Origin of the sequence: Clostridium mobile, assembly GCF_018918285.1 — a bacterium.
Lineage (GTDB): Bacteria > Bacillota > Clostridia > Clostridiales > Clostridiaceae > Clostridium_AW > Clostridium_AW mobile.
This window is the reverse complement of record NZ_JAHLQF010000004.1, coordinates 416124-435661: the sequence shown is the minus strand read 5'-3', so window position 1 is coordinate 435661 and position 19538 is coordinate 416124. Positions and strand designations below refer to the sequence as shown.

Annotated in this window: 20 protein-coding genes, 1 tRNA gene and 1 other annotated feature; of the genes, 12 read left to right on the top strand and 9 right to left on the bottom strand. The window is 29.8% G+C overall.

From position 1 onward, the window contains the following. Positions 1–2 precede the first annotated feature (2 nt). Positions 3–2048 (top strand): COG1361 S-layer family protein, encoded by a 2046-nt coding sequence (locus KQI86_RS17310; RefSeq protein WP_216440670.1) that lies wholly within the window; start codon positions 3–5, stop codon positions 2046–2048. Beyond that, the gene (locus KQI86_RS17305) at positions 2041–3363 is read left to right on the top strand and encodes an ABC transporter permease (RefSeq protein WP_216440669.1); all 1323 of its coding nucleotides are present in this window, start codon (positions 2041–2043) and stop codon (positions 3361–3363) included. Before KQI86_RS17310 ends, KQI86_RS17305 begins: the two co-directional genes overlap by 8 nt. A gap of 253 nt (positions 3364–3616) precedes the next feature. Here KQI86_RS17305 and leuS read toward each other — a convergent pair whose 3' ends face one another. Together leuS and KQI86_RS17295 are read right to left on the bottom strand one after the other, a co-directional pair. Next, on the bottom strand, positions 3617–6055 hold the full coding sequence (gene leuS / locus KQI86_RS17300) for a leucine--tRNA ligase (RefSeq protein WP_216440668.1): 2439 nt from the start codon (positions 6053–6055) through the stop codon (positions 3617–3619). 60 nt (positions 6056–6115) lie between these two features. Further along, positions 6116–6322 (bottom strand) — a binding site (T-box leader). Positions 6323–6412: 90 nt separating this feature from the next. Continuing rightward, positions 6413–6488, bottom strand: a tRNA-Gln gene (locus KQI86_RS17295). Positions 6489–6684: 196 nt separating this feature from the next. Here KQI86_RS17295 and KQI86_RS17290 point away from each other — a divergent pair. Next, on the top strand, positions 6685–7038 hold the full coding sequence (locus KQI86_RS17290; RefSeq protein ID WP_216440667.1) for a hypothetical protein: 354 nt from the start codon (positions 6685–6687) through the stop codon (positions 7036–7038). A 31-nt stretch (positions 7039–7069) separates the two neighbouring features. On the opposite strand, the gene KQI86_RS17285 is transcribed toward KQI86_RS17290, so the two are convergent. From KQI86_RS17285 to KQI86_RS17275, 3 genes are read right to left on the bottom strand one after another with little or no spacing between them, the layout of a single operon-like run. Then, positions 7070–7726 carry a J domain-containing protein gene (locus tag KQI86_RS17285; protein WP_216440666.1) on the bottom strand — a complete coding sequence of 219 codons (657 nt, stop codon included), beginning with the start codon at positions 7724–7726 and terminating at the stop codon, positions 7070–7072. Then, entirely contained in the window at positions 7710–8594 is an 885-nt protein-coding gene (locus tag KQI86_RS17280) for a DUF5685 family protein (RefSeq protein WP_216440665.1), read from the bottom strand. Before KQI86_RS17280 ends, KQI86_RS17285 begins: the two co-directional genes overlap by 17 nt. 2 nt (positions 8595–8596) lie before the next feature. Next, the gene (locus KQI86_RS17275) at positions 8597–9142 is read right to left on the bottom strand and encodes a class IV adenylate cyclase (protein ID WP_216440664.1); all 546 of its coding nucleotides are present in this window, start codon (positions 9140–9142) and stop codon (positions 8597–8599) included. A 165-nt stretch (positions 9143–9307) separates the two neighbouring features. Here KQI86_RS17275 and KQI86_RS17270 point away from each other — a divergent pair, with 165 nt between their 5' ends. The 3 genes from KQI86_RS17270 to KQI86_RS17260 all read left to right on the top strand — a co-directional run bounded on the left by KQI86_RS17270 (position 9308) and on the right by KQI86_RS17260 (position 11013). Further along, a complete protein-coding gene (locus tag KQI86_RS17270) occupies positions 9308–9514 on the top strand; it encodes a hypothetical protein (protein WP_216440663.1) in 207 nt (68 codons plus the stop codon). Between the two features lie 26 nt (positions 9515–9540). After that, a complete protein-coding gene (locus tag KQI86_RS17265) occupies positions 9541–9819 on the top strand; it encodes a spore coat protein (RefSeq protein ID WP_216440662.1) in 279 nt (92 codons plus the stop codon). Between the two features lie 159 nt (positions 9820–9978). Then, positions 9979–11013, top strand: a complete 1035-nt coding sequence (locus KQI86_RS17260; protein ID WP_216440661.1) for a nucleoid-associated protein — start codon at positions 9979–9981, stop codon at positions 11011–11013. 161 nt (positions 11014–11174) lie between these two features. Here the strand turns inward: KQI86_RS17260 and fba are convergent, their stop codons facing one another. From fba to KQI86_RS17245, 3 genes are all read right to left on the bottom strand, one after another. Continuing rightward, complete coding sequence (gene fba, locus KQI86_RS17255; RefSeq protein ID WP_216440660.1) at positions 11175–12119, bottom strand: class II fructose-1,6-bisphosphate aldolase; 945 nt, start codon at positions 12117–12119, stop codon at positions 11175–11177. A gap of 107 nt (positions 12120–12226) precedes the next feature. After that, entirely contained in the window at positions 12227–12607 is a 381-nt protein-coding gene (locus tag KQI86_RS17250) for a DUF4363 family protein (RefSeq protein WP_216440659.1), read from the bottom strand. 18 nt (positions 12608–12625) lie between these two features. Further along, the gene (locus KQI86_RS17245; protein ID WP_216440658.1) at positions 12626–13312 is read right to left on the bottom strand and encodes a DUF421 domain-containing protein; all 687 of its coding nucleotides are present in this window, start codon (positions 13310–13312) and stop codon (positions 12626–12628) included. Positions 13313–13444: 132 nt separating this feature from the next. Here KQI86_RS17245 and KQI86_RS17240 point away from each other — a divergent pair, with 132 nt between their 5' ends. Then, positions 13445–15097, top strand: coding sequence for a nucleoside kinase (locus KQI86_RS17240; protein WP_216440657.1), 1653 nt, complete (start codon positions 13445–13447; stop codon positions 15095–15097). Positions 15098–15179: 82 nt separating this feature from the next. Then, the gene (locus tag KQI86_RS17235) at positions 15180–15509 is read left to right on the top strand and encodes a hypothetical protein (RefSeq protein WP_216440656.1); all 330 of its coding nucleotides are present in this window, start codon (positions 15180–15182) and stop codon (positions 15507–15509) included. 42 nt (positions 15510–15551) lie between these two features. Here the strand turns inward: KQI86_RS17235 and pssA are convergent, their stop codons facing one another. Further along, complete coding sequence (pssA, locus tag KQI86_RS17230; RefSeq protein WP_216440655.1) at positions 15552–16064, bottom strand: CDP-diacylglycerol--serine O-phosphatidyltransferase; 513 nt, start codon at positions 16062–16064, stop codon at positions 15552–15554. 154 nt (positions 16065–16218) lie between these two features. On the opposite strand from pssA, the gene KQI86_RS17225 reads away from it, so the two are divergent. The 4 genes from KQI86_RS17225 (at position 16219) to epsC (ending at position 19531) form a co-directional block, all read left to right on the top strand. Beyond that, positions 16219–16650 (top strand): CBS domain-containing protein, encoded by a 432-nt coding sequence (locus KQI86_RS17225; RefSeq protein WP_216440654.1) that lies wholly within the window; start codon positions 16219–16221, stop codon positions 16648–16650. A gap of 140 nt (positions 16651–16790) precedes the next feature. Beyond that, a complete protein-coding gene (locus KQI86_RS17220; protein ID WP_216440653.1) occupies positions 16791–17747 on the top strand; it encodes a YegS/Rv2252/BmrU family lipid kinase in 957 nt (318 codons plus the stop codon). A gap of 212 nt (positions 17748–17959) precedes the next feature. Further along, a complete protein-coding gene (sleB, locus tag KQI86_RS17215; RefSeq protein ID WP_425514395.1) occupies positions 17960–18619 on the top strand; it encodes a spore cortex-lytic enzyme in 660 nt (219 codons plus the stop codon). 393 nt (positions 18620–19012) lie between these two features. Continuing rightward, the gene (gene epsC / locus KQI86_RS17210) at positions 19013–19531 is read left to right on the top strand and encodes a serine O-acetyltransferase EpsC (protein ID WP_216440651.1); all 519 of its coding nucleotides are present in this window, start codon (positions 19013–19015) and stop codon (positions 19529–19531) included. The last annotated feature ends 7 nt before the right edge of the window (positions 19532–19538 follow it).

Below are 19538 nucleotides of genomic sequence, written 5' to 3'. Positions count from 1 at the left end.
AAATGAAAAAGTTTTTTGTCTTTTTATTAACAGTAATGTTAATGTTTTCAGGAAGTTCATTTCCAGTTTCTGCGGCAGGAGAAACAGAAAGGTATATGCCAAGATTAAACATAATAAATAAAGATATTCCAACTATAGAAGCTGGAAAAGTTGCTGAAATAAAGTTTACTGTAAAGAATAGTAGCGGATATTCAGCTTACAATATATTAATAACACCTGAATTCGGAAAGCCTGAGGATAATCCATTTACTTTTGAAGATTTGGTATTCAACAAGAATATAGATTCTCTTTTGGGAAATAATTCAGCAGACGTTAGTTTTAAAATCAGAGTAAATTCAGATGCTGCAGAAAAAAATTATCCGATAACAATAAAATATGAATTTACTAATGCATATGGAGATTCTAAAACTGAATCTGAGACGATCTATGTAAAAGTAAGAAATACCAATACACCAGCTAGATTAGTAGTAGATAAAATAGAAACTGATCCTGGCAATATAACAGCTGGACAAACGTTTACAGCTTATTTTTATATTAGAAATAAAGGTAATGTAGAAGCAAGAGACGTAAAATACACTTTAGAAGGATTAGGTGGATCATTTACAATTGCTAGTGGTTCAAATATAAATTATTTTGGTGCAATAAGTGGAGAAGGTTATACATATGTAAAATATCACTTAAAGGCTGCTAGCAATATTTCTAATGGTACTCATCCATTAAAACTTAAAATGAATTATAAAGATCCACAAAACAAACCTATTGAAGAGACTCATGAAGTTTACCTTAATGTAGGAGGAAGCGGTGGCTTATATGATTTAAAAGTTCAAAATATTAGCTATCCTACTAATGGAGTTTCTACTAATCAAGATATAAATATAGGTTTTGATTTGAAAAATGAAGGAAAAGGAAAAATATCTAATGTAAAGGTTACTTTAGATAGTGCTGACGAAGCTGTAGTTCCTAAGTCCACTAAAATTCAAAAAGTTGCAAATCTAGAACCTGGAAAATCAGTAAGACTAAACTACGTATTTTTTGCAACTTCTGAAGCTAAAACTAAAAATTATCCTATTAGCATTACTGTAGAATTTGATGATGCTAATGATGTTAAGGATGCTAAAGAAGGAGCTGTAGCAACTTCAAATAATAAAATAGTTCAATATATAGGTATGCTTGTTAACGGTGGAGATTCTAGTAAATCAGTACCAAAGCTTATAATTGATAAATATAATTTTGAACCTAAAATTGTAAGAGCAGGACAGGACTTTGATGTTAATCTATCTTTCTTCAACACAAATGCAAGTAAAAAAGTTAAAAATATAAAGATGTTTTTAACTGTAGATGAAAAGACTGAACAAAGTGGAAGTGTATTTAGCCCTGTTGAGAGCAGTAATACATTTTATATAGATGAAATTCCACCAAAGGGAAGAGTAGAAAAAAATCTTAAAATGTTTACAGTTCCTGATGCTAAGCCAAAAACTTATACTATGACGGCGAAATTTGAGTATGAGGATGAAAATGGAGAAAAATATGAAGCGACAGAACTTATAGGAGTACCTGTAGTTCAACAGACTAAATTAGAGATAGGAAATATAGAATTACCACCAGAAGGATATGTAGGACAACCAATCCCAGTTATGGCTCAATTCTATAATAAAGGTAAGGCTACTTTAACTAATGTAATGATAAAATTAGAAGGTGATTTCAACAAAGAAAATGGAGATTATTTCTTAGGTGACTTTAATGCAGGTAATTCAGAAAGTTACGATGGAAGTATTATTCCTACTAAAGCAGGTGAATTAAAAGGAACATTAGTATTTTCTTATGATGATAGCGCAGGAGAACAAGTAGAGGTAAAAAAAGATTTCTCTATAAATGTAGTAGATGCACCACCAATGGAACCAGGAATGGATAATATGCCTCCTGAAATGAATAAAGGAGGAAAGAAAGGTAAATTAATTTGGGGTGCAGTAATAATTATTGCAGCAGGCGCAGGATTTGTTTTCTGGAAGAAAAATAAGAAAAAGAAAGGTATGACCTTAGATGAATAGTTTAGACATTATTAGAATGGGGTTGAAAAATCTATGGCGTAGAAAGTTAAGAACTTTTCTAACCATCCTAGGAGTAATTATAGGTACAAGCTCTATAATTACCATGCTTTCCTTAGGATTTGGTATGAGTGATAGTTTTCAAAAGGAAATAAGCAATATAGGAAGTCTAAACACTATTAATGTTATGGAAAACTATGGTATGGGCGGACCAGGTGGCGGAAGCTTAAATAAGAAAAAGGTTTATTTAGATGATAAGGCTATAAAGGAATTAGAAGAAATAGATGGAGTAGAAGTAGTAACTCCGATGATGGACTTGAACATGAAAATAAAGACAGGAAAGTACTCAGCACATATAAATTTAAGAGGTATTGATCCTGAAACTATGGAGGCCTTTGATTTTAAACTTGAAGAGGGAAAATATCTTAAAAAAAATGATACTTTTAACTTAATTTTTGGAGGAAGTATAAAGCATTATTTTTATGATGAAAAAAGAACTGGCGGTAGCTTTAAGGAACCAAATATAAAACCATTAAAAGATAAATTTACTATGAATTTTAACTTATATGATGAAAATGGAAAAGAAAAAACTCCAAAAGAACCTATGAAAGTAAATGTAGTAGGAGTTCTTAAAGAAGGAGATTTTCAAAAGGACAATTATGTTTATATGAACATAAAGCAAGTTGAAAAACTAAAAAAAGAGCAACAGAAACTAGATGGAAATAGAAATAGACAAAATGGTAATAACAAAAATAAATATAGTCAAATATTAGTTAAAGTAAAGGATGTTAATAGAGTAGCTGAAATACAGAAAAAAATTAAAGATATGGGCTACGAGGCTTATAGCTTAAATGATATGCTTGAATCCTTAAATAAAGTATCACTGACTATACAGGGAGTATTAGGAGGAATAGGAGCAGTATCTTTGCTAGTAGCAGCATTAGGTATAACTAATACAATGATAATGTCAATATATGAAAGAACCAGAGAAATTGGGGTTATGAAGGTTATTGGTGCTCAAATAAAAGATATAAAAAGAATATTCCTTTTTGAGGCTGGAACTATTGGTCTTTTAGGAGGATTCATGGGTATAGGAATAAGTTATGGTTTCTCTTCGATAATTAATTTTCTGGGCCGTAACGTAAATATGCTCGGTTATGGTGGAGGTCCAGCGACAGAAACTAAGTTGTCCATCATTCCTATATGGCTAGTTTTCGCGGCTCTAGCATTTACAACTTTGGTAGGAATAGTGTCTGGATACTATCCAGCTAAAAGAGCCACTAAGTTAAGTGCTTTAGAAGCTATTAAGACAGAGTAAAAAATACTAAGTATTTTTTAGTTAAGAGTTAAAAGTTAAGAATAAAGAATAAACGAGGGAATTTTGCAATGCAAAATTCCTTTTGTTTTTTAGTAATATCAATTTATATTTAATTTTGGCTGAAATCTGATTATTAAGTATAGAAAAAACTGCTGATAAATTCGCTTTTATACAAATTTATCAGCAGTCTTTATAATAGTAGAAATTTTAGCTTTCGTAAAATTTCATCATTCACTTTTCATTAAACAAAGGTTTATTTAACAACTATATTAACAAGTCTTCCTTTTATAACAATTACTTTCATTAAATCTTTTCCAGCTATATTTCTTTGTGTGTCTGGAGAAGCTAGTGCAGCTAATTTAATTTCATCTTCAGAAAGTCCAGAAGGAATATTAATTCTTCCCTTAACTTTGCCGTTGATTTGAATTGCTATTTCAACTTCATCTTTAACTAATGCACTTTCATTAAATATTGGCCATTTTTCGTTGAATACAGAAAATGGCATATCTAAAAGACTCCATTGTTCCTCGCTGAAGTGAGGTGCAAAAGGTGCAAGTAATTTTATAAAATCTATTAAAGATTCTTTCAAGAAAGTAGGATTTTTGCTTTCTTCATTAATGTATTTAGATAACGCATTTGTATATTCCATAATTCTTGCTATGCAAGTATTAAATTGCATTTTATCCATATCTTCACTAATAGCTTTAATTGTAGAGTGTCTAACAAAGTTCAACTCTTTTTCTAATTTATCCATAGAGTCTTTGCTGTTCTTAGGATCTTTAATATAGTCTCTGCAGGAATCTAATATTCTTTCTACTCTATCAATGAACCTGCCTATGGATTTTATTCCATCGTCACTCCAAGCCCCGCCTTCAGTGTAATCAAAACCAAACATTAAATACATTCTAAATACATCTGATCCAAACTCTTTAATATAGTCATCAGGTGAAATAGTATTTCCTTTTGACTTACTCATCTTAAGTCCATCTGGACCAAGTATTAAGCCCTGGTGAGTTAAAGATAAGAATGGTTCATCAAAGTTTAAATATCCCATATCTCTTAGAGCTTTATTGATAAATCTAGCATAAAGAAGATGCATACAAGCATGTTCTGGGCCGCCAACATATTTATCAACTGGAAGGATATCATTTATTATATCTGTATTGAACGCTTCCTTATCATTTTTATTGTCTGCATATCTTAAATAATACCAAGAAGAACAGACAAATGTATCAAGAGTATCAGCCTCTCTCTTCGCTGGTGCGCCACAATGCGGACAAGTAGTGTTTATAAAGTCTTCGCACTTAGCTAAAGGTGATTTTCCGTCAGGTGTAAATTCAACTTCATATGGAAGTTTTACAGGAAGCTGATCTTCTGGAACTGGTACAGTTCCACATTTATCGCAATATACTACTGGAATAGGTGCTCCCCAATATCTTTGTCTGGATACCAACCAGTCTCTTAATCTGTAATTTATTTTTTTAGTTCCATGGCTCTCTCTCTCTAATTTAGCTATTATAGCGTCTCTTCCTTCTTCTGAGTTCATGCCATCGAATTCGCCGCTATTAACCATAATGCCAGGATCAACATAAGGAAGACCTTCTCCACCTTTAATAACTCTTTCTATTGGAAGTTCATACTTAGTTGCAAAAGCAAAGTCTCTTTCATCATGAGCAGGTACAGCCATTACAGCACCAGTACCATAAGTAGCCAATACATAATCTGCAACCCAAACAGGAACCTTTCTTCCGTTTATAGGATTTATAGCGTAGGCACCTGTAAATACGCCAGTTTTCTCTCTTGTTATAGATTGTCTTTCGATTTCAGATTGTTTCTTTGTTGCTTCTTTATAAGCTTCTACGTCTTTTTTATAGTGTTCTGTTGTAATTTTATCTACTAATGGATTCTCAGGAGCTAATACTACATAAGTAACTCCAAACAATGTGTCTGCTCTAGTAGTAAACACATCAAAGGAAAGGTCTGAATCAGCCATTTTAAAGGTTACTTCAGCTCCTATAGATTTTCCTATCCAATGCTTTTGCATTGCCTTAGTCTTTTCAGGCCAATCTAATTCATCAAGCTTTTGTAGTAATTCTTCTGAGTAATCAGTAATTTTAAAGAACCATTGAGTCAAATCTTTCTTAGTAACTTCACTAGAGCATCTTTCACATTCACCATCTAAAACTTGCTCATTAGCAAGAACAGTATTACAGCTAGGGCACCAGTTAACAGGTGCGTTCTTTCTATATGCTAATCCTTTTTCGTATAGCTTTAAGAACAACCATTGAGTCCATTTGTAATAATCTTCATTACAGGTGATTACTTCATTTTCCCAATTAAACATAGCCCCCATAGCTCTTAATTGCTTTTCCATTGTTTCGATATTTTTTACAGTAGAATCCTTTGGGTGTATTCCAGTTTTTATTGCGTAATTTTCTGCTGGAAGTCCAAATGCATCAAAACCCATAGGTTGGAATATATTATATCCTTGCATTCGTTTAAATCTTGCCCAAGAGTCTACTGGACCATAGTTGAACCAATGACCAGCATGAAGATTGCTACCTGATGGATATGAGAACATTTCAAGCACATATAATTTTTCGCCACTTTTGTTTTTATTAAATTTATAAAGCTTAGATTCCTCCCATTTTTCTTGCCATTTAGCATCAATGTGAGTTCCGTAGTTTCCCATATTTATCGCTCCTTTTCGTTTTATCATATTGTTTATTTCAAATAAAAAAACCTCCATCTCCAAAGAGACGAAGGTATGCTTCGCGGTACCACTCTAATTAAAACCTAGATGAGGTTTTCACTCGAAATTTATAACGGAAAAAACCGTATTTGCCTTTAGGGCAAATAAACTCCCAGGCGAGTTCATTTTTTATCATTGCTATTTTTCACCATCCAATAGCTCTCTTAAAATGAATCAAAAATTACTACTCCTGTTCACAGTCTTTAATATTGATTTATATCATTCTATAATACTATTAAACTATTGTCAAGAACATGCGGATATAAAAATAAAACTCTTGATCTCTCAAGAGTTTTATGGCTGCCCATGCTGGATTCGAACCAACACAATGCCTGCTCCAGAGGCAGGTGCCTTACCGTTTGGCTAATGGGCATCAGTTATTCTGTCAATATCGACATTTACTATTATATCAAAATATAATATGCTGTCAACTGTTTTTAACAAAAAATTTTGAAACCTTATATATGAAAAGTGTTAAAGTATAATCGTATAAAAAAAATGATAATACAACTATAATTATGACTACAGGTAACGGAACTGGGAAATTACTTAAGTTATTAATAGGGAAAATGGCTGAGAAAACAAAGAAAGTTGTACAGAGACATATAATAAAAAATATAAACTTAAGTATTAACTCTATAAGTAAATTATCTATTTTTTCTATTAACAATTTTATTAAACCGTATATACCAAAAAATACTATATATAAAAAAACAGAAGATTTAAAGCCTATAAGCAATAAAATTAACAAAGAAGTACTTAAATATATACCTATACTAGTTTTAATATTAGTACTAATTATTGCTAAAGGAATTAAACTAGAAGCTACTACCAATAAAAAAAGTTTATTTGTTGGTGCAATGGTACTTGCATATACTAAAATCACGCTTAGGGAAGTAAGAATTCCACCTCTAGTTAAGTAAGAAGTTTTCATATATAATACCTCCAGTCATATTAACAACAGCTTACTATATCCCCACCACAGCAGCATTCACAACAACAATCTAAAAACCATAAAGTAGCACAAAAATTACATAGTTCTGAATCATTTCCATATCTGCTATTATGATATGGTTGTCTATATGTATTATTCATATTATTTATCCTATTAAATGTATCCCTATATTCTGTATTTCTAGGATCCATACTACATGCCGTTCTAAGATAGTTGTTAGCAGCATCATACCATCCTTTTTTTAGATTTATTATACCCATTAGGTAGTTCCATTCAGCATTTTTTAAAGATATATTTAGAAGTTTTTGTTCAGCTTCACGGAGTTTGCCTAATTGTATATCCATTCTTATAGAATGAAAGTTTACAGAATCATTTCTCTGGTTGCTATAATTATTATTGGAATTATTATTGGAATTATTGTTGTTATAATTAGTATCATTATAATTATTGTTATAAGTATTATAGTCACTAGTATTTTTCATAAGATAATCATATGCTTCATTTATTTCACGCATCTTCTCTTCAGCTAAATTTCTTAAAGGATTGTTCCCATATTGATCTGGGTGATATTTTTTTGCCAGCTCTCTATATGCTTTTTTTATATCTTCTTTAGAAGATCCCTCTCTAACTCCTAATATCTCATATGGATTTCCCATTACGCATTTCACTCCTTTTTAAAATTTTATCCATCTTTTCCATAAGTCCAAACTGAAGTATATTGTATAAAAGTTCCTCATTTTTCTTAATTGGAAGCTTTCTAGTATAGCTAAGACATTGTCTTCCGCAAAGAGTTAATATAAAGTCAATTCTATCATTTATATCTAATTTAAATTTTTCAAAAGATTTATTTTCTTTGTTAAAAACGGAATTTATAGCATTAAATTTATTTTGTGACATATCCTTCTCTAAGTCATCCCAAGCATCTATAATATAAATCCATTTTCCTAAATTATATCCTAAATCGTAAAGAGTATTAGAAACTTCATCTTTTTCAGTTATATACGAAGAAAGTATGTAGCCTGTTAAATGAGCAAAAGGATGACTTAACTCATCTATAGAGCAGTGACTTTCTTTCTTTTCTAGTAAGTATAATTCATTAAGAGTTTTTTCGATGTATTCTAATTTATCTTTATAACTGTCATAATCTTTATTAATATATTTCCTTAAAATATTAGTAAGTATTTTACTTTTTAAAGAATTATCATCATTTATATTATCTATTAGCTTAAAATAGGTTAAAGCTACATTGCAGAAAGCCGCATACTTTAAAGGCTCATTTTCTAAAAGCACTAATTTTTTTTTCAATGGATGAACCATACAATGTTGTAATTCATAAGAAGGAGAGCATTCATCGATTGAATGTAGTAGTATAGCTAAAAATGTCATATCATAATTCAAAACAAATCTAGGTACATTACCAAAATTATTTTTAATAGCTTTGCAAAGGCCGCAATAATAGGATTTAAATTTTTCATAATCTTTAAGTTTTAACTCCATTTTACAAGGTGTTACATATCCAAACATAATTAAATTCCCTTAGTATTAAATATTTCTATTAGTTCATATATACTTTTAGATGTTGTATCTTCTATTTTATATCCAAGCATTAGAACAACTTCTTCAAGCTCTTCTTCATTAGGAGATTCAATTTCAATATAAGGAAAAGGACAAAAAGATTTATCGTTAATGTCTATTTCCACTAGCGAATTTTTATATTTGTAACTTTCTCTATATTTTTTTATGCTTTGAGTTAGTTCTAAACCTAATGATTTAAATATCATTTCTCCTTCAATAGGATCAGATATGCTTACTTCATTTTCTTCCATGACTTTAAATTTGTCATCACTCAGTAATTTTTTTACTGTCATGTAATATTTATATTTTTCATTTAATAAGTCTTCTACTATTCTAATTCTTGCATAACCATGCTGTTTTAAAAGATATTTATTTTTAAAATCAAAAAGATTATTTATTTGGTTTTCTTCTTTGACTTTTTCACAATTTAATTCTTTTAACTTTTCCCTAATATAATTTAAATCTATATTAAGTATCTTAACCTCAAGTTCGTTCAAATATATCACTCCCATTTAATTGAGATTATAGCACATAAATTATTCTCTTGTACACTTAAAAGATATATGTATTATTTTACCCTTTAAAAAAATAAATAATTGTTTTTTTAAAGGGTAAAATAAATATCGTAAGATACAAAAAAATTATAAGCAGGAGGTAAAAATATGAATACATCAAACAAACAAATAGAAAGCAATAATTTAAAGGTTATATCAGATCAATTGAATTATGAATGTTTACTAAACAAAAAGTTCAATTTATATGCTCAATACTGCACAGACACTAAATTAAAGGATCTATGCAATCAAGCAGCTAGTACTCATAAACAAAACTTTAATGATCTAAAGTCATACCTTGAGAGTCATCAATAATAATTTAAAATTTAGGAGGGAATATCATGCATAATACACCAAATTTAAGCGAAAAAGATTTAATGGATGATTTATTAGCTACAGAAAAACAAACAATTTCAGCATATAGTACGGGAATAACAGAAACATCTTGTCCGAACTTAAGAACAGTATTGTTAAACAACTTCAAAAATGCAGAAAATACACAGTATCAAGTATTTGATGCTATGAAGCAAAAGGGATGGTATCAAACAAAGGATGCCCCAGACAACGAAGTTCAACAGGTAAAATCAAAGACAACACAAATGCAACAAGAATTAAAATAATGGAATAATTACTAGGGAATTTTCACAAAAGAAAATTCCCTAGTTTTTTATATTAGTTGATTTTTAAGTTCAAATCTTGAAAAGAAGGATACAATTAAGTATCATAAATATTAATATGTTTATTAACTATATAATAATTAATAAAAGGAAGTGGAAAACTTGCAATATATTAATGAAGTAAATATAAATGAAGCTGTTATACATATATTAGATAATAACGCAGATGAACCAGTATTAAATGAGTATAAATTAAACTTAAATGAAGAAATATATAATTTTTTATTAAAGCACATTGAAAAATGTTTAAAGGATGAAGATTTAAAATATGCTTTATTCAATGAAGAAAGAAATATAGTAAAAGAAATTAGCATAGAGTATTTAAATGGACAAATAAATATAATTGAAGCTTCTAAAGAAATAGGAAGGCAGCTTTTTGTATTAATGCAATCCAATGTAAATATACCTTCTGGAGATTTGATAGTAGTATCATTATCTACAGAGCATGGTCCTCTTTTAGGTATAATAAAAATGGATTATGTAAAAAATTACACCCATAGTGTTAACTTTGTGGAGAATAAAATTGGCATAGAGATTGTTCCAGAAGTGACAGGGCTTCCTTCTAGCGCTCAGAGAATACAAAAATGTGCTTTTATAAAACCAATACTTGAAGAGGATGATTTTCATTTATATGTAATAGATAAACAAAAGAAAAAGGATGACGAAGAGTATGGTGCTAACTATTTTATTAGTAAATTTTTAGGCTGCACTATAATCGATAATAAAAGAGATCTAACGAAAAAATTTCTTATAGCTACAGAAAAGTGGACAAGAACAAATATAAAAGAAAATGCAGAAGAGGCTGAAAAAATTAGAAGTAGTGTAAGAAAGAAATTAAAAGAAGAGGAAAATTTGGATGTTTACCAAGTATCACAAGATATATTTGGAGAAAATAAAGAAGTTCAAGCTAATTATATGGATTATGTTTATTCAGAGGGGGTTAAAGAAAAAATAGAGATAGACAAAGATTGGGTTGAGAAAAAATATAAAAGAACTAGACTTAAAATCGATAGAGATATAGACCTGTATATAAATGAAGAAGCTTATACTGATGTTAATAAGTTTCAAGTTCAGAGAAATGGTGATGGAACTATAAATATTGTTATAAAGAATATTATTAATTATATAGAAAAATAGCTTTATTTGAGAATACATAGTAAAAAGATAAGAATACATAGTAAAAAAGAATGAAGATTAAAATATAGAATTCTACTTATGCTAACTACTAAATAATAAATGGGATTTTAGATTTACTAAAATCCCATTTATTATTTTTAACTTTTAATTTTTCAATTAATTTAAAGTGTATTTGAAGAACCTAAAACATTTTTAATTTTATCTTTAACTAAGTCTTGAATTGCTTCTCTTGCAGCACCTAAATATTTTCTTGGATCTATTTCCTTTGGATTTTCAGTAAGAATTTTTCTAACGGATGCTGTCATTGCAAGTCTTAAGTCTGTATCCATGTTAATTTTACATACTGCCATAGATGCAGCTTTTCTTAACATTTCATTTGGAACCCCTTTAGCTCCTCCTATATCTCCACCATATTCATTACACATAGCAACATACTTTTGTTCAACAGAAGATGCACCATGCAATACTATTGGGAAATTTTTAATGCCATCTGCTTCAAGTTTTTCAGTTATGGATTCAAGTCTGTCAAAGTCAAGTTTAGCCTCTCCTTTAAACTTGTAAGCACCGTGGCTAGTTCCTATAGCTATTGCTAAAGAATCCACTCCTGTTCTTTTTACAAAGTCTAAAGCTTGATCTGGATCTGTGTAAGTAGCTTCGTGACCAGCAACCTTTACATCATCTTCTATTCCAGCTAATTTTCCAAGCTCTGCTTCTACAACGACACCTTTGTCATGAGCATATTCTACTACTTCTTTAGTTAGTCTAATATTTTCCTCATAATCGTAGTGAGAACCATCAAACATAACGGAAGTAAATCCAGCGTCTATAGCCAATTTAACTTGATCTATATTTGCACCATGGTCCAAATGAAGAGCTATATCAATTCCCGTATCTTCTATGGCAGCATCTACCATATGTTTTAAATACTTAGGACCAGCATATTTAAGAGCGCTAGAGGAAACTTGAAGAATTACAGGAGAATTTTCTTCTTTCGCCGCATTAACTACTGCTTGAATTATTTCCATATTGTTAATGTTGAAAGCACCTATAGCATAATTTCCTTTAAAAGCCTTTTCAAACATTTCTTTAGTTGTTACTAAAGCCATAAATATTCCACCTTCCAACTATTTTTTATTGACCAATTGTCTAAATCTATTATAAATCATAATACTAAAATTTGCTAGAACCATACATAGAGATGATAATGTTAAATCTAAAATATGTTTTGATAACTAATTTTTTCTAAATCTAAAGTGTGCTGAAAGAAAAATTTAACGACATAAAGGCTTGCCATAGATTCTTCCTTATTATTGTACTTAATATATTGTGTTAATTTACTCAACTCACTATTTATATTATCTATTTCATTATGATTCAAGAATATATATAATTTATTACAATTTTCATGCCATTCGTCAGATATTTCATTAACCAATAGATTAGCACTTTCCCAATCTTCCTTCTCTATGGACTGTTCTAATTTGGAATTTAGATTATCTAAGTTACCATATATTCTGTCTAGAGCATTTAAGGAGAATATAATTCCTAGTATCATGCAAAAAAATATAAAAAACGAAATAAATATATTTTTCATAATAATCACCCTTTAAAATTATTTTTTATTATTTTTTAAATTTTTTTGAAAATACAATTCACCATGAGAATCAATTAAAACTATAAAGGCTTCCTTAAAATCTTTAATACCATTTTTGTTTAGATTTTTTTCTAACCAACTTATATCCTTTCCTAAGGATTGAAGGTTTTTATGATTTATTTTTCCATCTAGTATGAGAGTAATTGGTAAACTATCTTGAGTAGTTTTTATATCTAGATCCTTTTTGCTAGGTGGAGTTAAATCAGTTTTAGGTATTACAGATAATTGACCACTGGTTTCTAATATTGCATACTCTATATCCGAGATATTATAATACCCTTGTAATCGCAATTCTTCCATGAGGTCATTTATATTAAATCTTTGATATCTTAATTCATTAATATCTAAATCACCATCTTTTATTAATATACTTGGTGTACCATTAATTAATTTTCTTAAAAATTCACTTTTAAGTTGTAATATAGCTAAAATAGTTTGCAGTAAAATGAGAGTAATAATAGATATTACTCCATGTACGAGAGGAATTCTTGTGTCTTGCATTGGTAGAGCTGCAAGTTCAGATATCATTATAGTAATAGCTAATTCGAAAGGTTCTAGCTGACCTATTTGCTTTTTACCCATTATCCTCATGGCTGTGATTACTAAAAAGTATAATATTATAGTTCTAATCAATACTGTAAACAATCATATCACTCCTTGTAAATTATATTATTTGAATAAAACGTAAAAATATAACTTAGTAAGAGCTAATTTTGAAAAAAATGAGTATAATGAGTTATAATGATATTATATTGACTTGAAATGGGGGATAAATTTATGGAGAAAATACAATTGGAACTAAAAAATGGTGAAAATATCACAGTTAAAAAGGGAAGTTCAATTGGCGAAATAATAAATGAAAATTCTATGGGTAAAGATATTCCTGTGGTTTTGGCTAAAGTTGGTGAGGATATTTGTGAATTGACACATATAATTAATGAGAAAAACACTCTTGAACCATTGGATATTACTAGCAATATAGGTATGAGAACCTATGTAAGAACACTACAATTTGTTCTAATAAAAGCAGTACTTAATTTATTTCCAGAAGCGAGAATATCCATAGAACATTCTCTAAGTAAGGGACTTTATTGTGAAGTGCGTAAAGATACACCTCTTACTGAAGAGGATTTAAGGCAAATAAAAGAGAATATGAAAGAAATAGTGAAAAGAAATTCTCGTATAAATAAAATTGCCCTTAAAAGGGAAGAAGCTATAAAAATATTTGAAGATTATAAAATGGAAGACAAGGTTAGATTATTAAGACATGTGAAGGCAGATGAAGTAAAATTATATGAATTAGAAGGAAGATATGATTATTTTTATGGACCTATGGCATATTCAACGGGAGTGATAGAAGTTTTTGACTTAATGTATTATGAACCTGGATTCATATTGAGATATCCTACAGAAAACAACCCTAAAGAAATATCAGAATTTGTGGAACATAAAAAATTAGCAAAAATATTTAAAGAAACTGAAGAATGGGGAAAAATATTAGAGGTCGGGGATGTAGGTTCCTTAAATGATAAAGTTGAAAGTGGAGAAGTTTATAATATTATAAGAGTATCAGAAGCATTGCATGAAAAAAAGACAGCTTATATAGCAGATATGATACATGAGAGAAATGACGTTAAACTAATATTAATTGCAGGTCCATCCTCATCAGGGAAAACTACCTTTGCAAGAAGATTAGGTATACAATTGAGGGTTAATGGATTAATGCCAATTCCTTTAGGTTTAGATGATTATTTTATAGATAGAGAAAAAACACCTAAAGATGAGTTTGGAGAGTATGACTTTGAATCTATTAATGCTTTAGACTTAGAACTGTTTAATAAACATCTTACCTCCATATTACAAGGAGAAGAGGTAGAAATACCAACTTATAATTTTATAACCGGAAAAAGAGAGTGGCAGGGGCATAAAGTGAAGCTTCCTGAAAATGGTATACTTATAGTAGAAGGAATACATGGACTAAATGAAATGTTGACCTCATCTATACCTATAGATAAAAAGTTTAAGATTTATATAAGTGCCTTAACCCAATTAAATTTAGATGATCACAATAGAATAGCTACAACAGATGTAAGAACAATAAGAAGAATAGTAAGAGACTCCTTATTTAGGGGATACAGCGCTGAGGAGACTTTAAATATGTGGCCTTCTATTAGACGAGGAGAAGAAAAAAATATATTTGTATTTCAAGAAAATGCGGATGTTATGTTTAATTCTACTTTAGTTTATGAGCTGTGTGTTTTAAGACAATATGCATTAAAGGAATTAAATCAAATTACGCCTTCTAGCCCAATTTTTCATGAAGCATCTAGATTAAAGAGTTTTTTAAACTTTTTTAAAGATGTGGATGTAAAGCATGTGCCTGATAACTCTATATTAAGAGAGTTTGTTGGAGGAAGTTATTTCAAATAGTATTATCGATATAATAGGTAATAAAATTATATTTCTTTCCATATAGATAAATATAAATTAAGTTTTATATGTGGTGTGTAAAATGAATCATAGAAGAGTAGTGGAAAGATATTACGGGGATATAAATAATTTAGCTGAACTTCTAGCAAAGTTAGTTAATGCATATAGACTGCTCATTGGAGGAGCGGGAGAATTAAATGGAATAGCATTAGCTAGAAAGAAAGATGTACGAGAGGCTATTGATAGAGCTAATGAACTAGGATGTGTAATTGATGAAATAATAGACACTTTAGAGCAATGTTCTTGTGAATATACTAATTATTGCAAAATAAAAGGAGATATACTTAAATCTAAGGTCCAACTTAAATATATACTAACAGAAATAGATGAGGAATTAAAATTAAAAGACTAACTTGCTAATAGGAGCAAAAGGTTAGTCTTTTATATTTTAAAATTAAACTTTTTTAAATTTTACTTTACTTACCATAAGATATGAGAACATTACTACTAAAATTATAGTAAGAACAGGGCTAATAATTTTATTCATGGTAAACAAAGAATAAAGTGCCATTAACATACCGGCTGCGGTAATAGGAACACCTGTAAAGACTCCATCAAAATCGGTTGTATTGTACCTAGCTAATCTATATGCTCCTGCCAGTGGAAATATTAGAACTAAAAAATATCCTAATAAACCAAGATTGGAAAAATTATGCATATTAAATACTAATATGGATGGAGCTACACCGAAAGAAACCAAATCTGCAAGAGAGTCAAGTTCCTTACCAAGTTCACTACTAACCTGTAGATATCTAGCAACCCTTCCATCATATCTATCCATTAATCCAGCTAATAATATGAATAAACAAGCATCTTTATATTTACCTTGAAAAGTCATCATTAAAGATAAAATACCACAGCATAAATTACCAAAAGTAAATAAGTTTGGTAGAGAATTTTTTTGCATTAGATTATCACTCCTAAAAACTTTATACCTAATTATACTACATTATAGCTTATTATCGTTAAGTTTTTAAGCAGATTTAAGATAATTTTAATCTTTAAGTTTTCTTAAATATTATATGCGATTAAAGGGTAAAATATTTTAGGAGGTGTTTTTTATGAAAGTAAAAGATGTTATGACTAAAAGTTTAGCAACTTTATCTCCTGAGGATACTGTAGAACGTGCAGCTCAGATGATGAGAGAACATAATATAGGCTCTCTTCCAATTTGTGATGGAGATAAGGTAATAGGAATAATAACAGACAGAGATGTAGCTTTAAGATCTGCAGCAGAAGGAGAAAATGCTCAAAGACAAACTGTAAGAAATATAATGAGTTCGAACCCTGTAATAGTAAGTCCAGAAATAGAGGCAAGAGAAGCTGCTAGAATAATGAGTGAAAGACAAATAAGAAGACTACCAGTTGTGGAGAATAATTCTTTAGTTGGAATGCTATCTTTAGGGGATTTATCAGTAGAGCCAAATTTATCAAATAAAGCAGGAGAAACATTAACGAATATATCTGAACCAAGTAGTCCTAATATACAGTAGAAAATTAAGGCTTTAAGAGATAAACGTAAATAGATTTAGACTTAATCTATTTACGTTTATCATTTATACTTTTGATGACATAAATATTGTATAGTGCTATAATAATATATACATATTATGAAAATTAGGAGAGGCTCAATATGAATAAGGTAAAATTTATTTATAATCCATATTCAGGAGAAAACTTAATTATAGATGATTTAGATAAAATTATAGCAATTCATCAAAAGTATGGATATACCATAGTACCTTATAGAATAAGTATGAATCATACTTTGGAGAATGCCTTTGAAGATATAGATAAAAGTTATAAATATATATTAATTGCAGGTGGAGACGGAACTGTAGATAGCGTAGTAAACTTTATTAAAGAAAAAAACATTGATCTTCCTATTGGAATATTGCCTGTAGGTACTGCAAATGATTTTGCAAAGTTTATAGGAATGCCTATAGATGTAGGAGAAGCTTGCGAGCAAATATTAAATAGCACGCCTAAAAAGATAGATATAGGAAAAGTAAATGATAAATATTTTATCAATGTAGCAAGTGCGGGTTTATTCACAGATATATCTCAAAAAACTGATACAAATCTGAAAAATAATTTGGGGAAATTAGCTTATTATGTAAAGGGAATAGAGCAAATCCCTAATTTTAGGAAGTTAAAAATTAAAGTGACCTCAGATGAGATAAATTATGATGGAGATATGTATCTTATATTAATTTTTAATGGTCAGACCGCTGGCAACTTACATCTGGCATATAAGGCTGAAATTGACGATGGCATGTTAGATGTAATAATAATTCAAGCGGGTATGCTTATAGATTTAGTGCCATTATTTATAAGTATGCTAAAGGGAGATCACTTAGAAAGTGTACCAAATTTATTGTATTTTAAAACAAATAAATTACATATTGAATGTTATGAAGATATAGTGACTGACATAGATGGAGAGAAAGGTCCAGATTTCCCTTTAACAATAGAATGTATAGAAGACGGAATAGAAATATTAGGAGCATTAAATACAAAGCCTAATCCTAAAAAAAGAAATAGAATATTAATAAAACCCAAAATGGATATAAAAAAAATCACTAATTAATTTTTTAGTGATTTTTTATTTTGCGAATCCATATGTTTTTTAATTATTCCATGCAGTAAGAATACTTATTTTAATTAAAATTATTAATTTTAATTAAAATAAATGTATTTTTTTACGCTCTTAGGTAAAAAATAAGATAAGAAAAATTAACATTTACTGAGGAGTGTATTAACATGAAGAAATATTTTTCTTTTAGGAAAATCGTTCTCTATATGATGGTAGCCTTAATGACCTATTTCAGCGCTATTATATATTTTGCTCCCTACAATAAAGCTTTAAGTGCAATTACATATTACTATGGTTCAAGAGGTGACGTTGTATCTGAAATACAAAGGAGACTCAAAAATTGGGGGTACTATGATGGGAATGTAGATGGAATATATGGTTACCAAACCTTTCTTGCGGTACAAAAATTTCAAACTAAAAATGGATTAGGGGTAGATGGAATCGTAGGAAGTGCTACTTTAGCCGCTTTGGGTATTAATCCGAATACAGGAGGTGGCAGTAATCCTGGTACCTCTAATCAAGATGTTCAGTTACTGGCGAGGCTTATAAATGGTGAGGCCCGTGGTGAGCCTTATGAAGGTCAAGTAGCCGTTGGAGCGGTGGTGCTAAATAGAGTAAGAGACTCTAGATTCCCTAATACCATAGCAGGAGTAATATATCAACCAGGAGCATTTACAGCTATAGCAGATGGACAGATACATGCTGCAATGGAACCAAATAGCATAAAGGCAGCTAATGATGCTTTGAATGGGTGGGATCCTTCAGGAGGAGCAGTTTACTATTTTAATCCAGCAACGGCAACCAGTAGTTGGATATGGTCTAGACCTTTAATTAAAGTTATTGGAAAACACAGATTTTGCAAATAAAATGGTTGACAAATACATTGATTAGAATATAATAATTATATAAATCTTAGTAAAATAGTCGGAAATACATTGAAGAAGGAAAGTAACATATATGTAATTTACAGAGAGGAAGCTTATTATGCTGAGAGAGTTTCTATTGAGAGTATATGTGAAGTGCCCTTTGGAGTAGTGCACCGAATATAGTAGGCTGCATCGGGATTACCCGTTATAGTAATAGAGCATTTAATAAGTGCTTGAATGTATTGATACATTTTACTTTTTGTAGAGTGGAATAGCGAAAAATTTTACTTCGTCTCTATTTTTGAGACGGAGTTTTTTGTTTTTGCAGAGTTATGATTTAATATGTTTTATTTATTTAAATTAATTAAATATAATTTATTGATGGAGGGTTTTATGTTTAAAAATATTAAGTATGATATAGACTCTATTATGAAAAATGATCCCGCAGCGAGAAATAGATTAGAAGTTTTTTTATTATATCCTAGCATTCATGCTGTTATAAATCATAGAATTGCTAACTTTTTTTATAAACGCAAAATGTTTTTCTTAGCACGACTAGTGTCACAATTATCAAGGCATTTTACAGGTATAGAAATACATCCAGGGGCCAAAATAGGTAAAGGTTTATTTATAGATCATGGAATGGGTGTAGTAATAGGAGAAACGGCAGAAATAGGTGATAATGTAATAATGTATCATGGTGTTACTTTAGGTGGAACAGGAAAGAATAAAGGCAAAAGACATCCAACTGTTGGCAATAATGTTACAATAGGAAGTGGAGCAAAGGTATTAGGACCAATTACTCTGGGTGATAATTCGAAAATTGGCGCTAATGCTGTAGTGCTAAAAGATATTCCAGCTAACTATACAGCAGTAGGTATACCTGCAAAGTTGGTTGGACATGAAGATTAAGAAATAG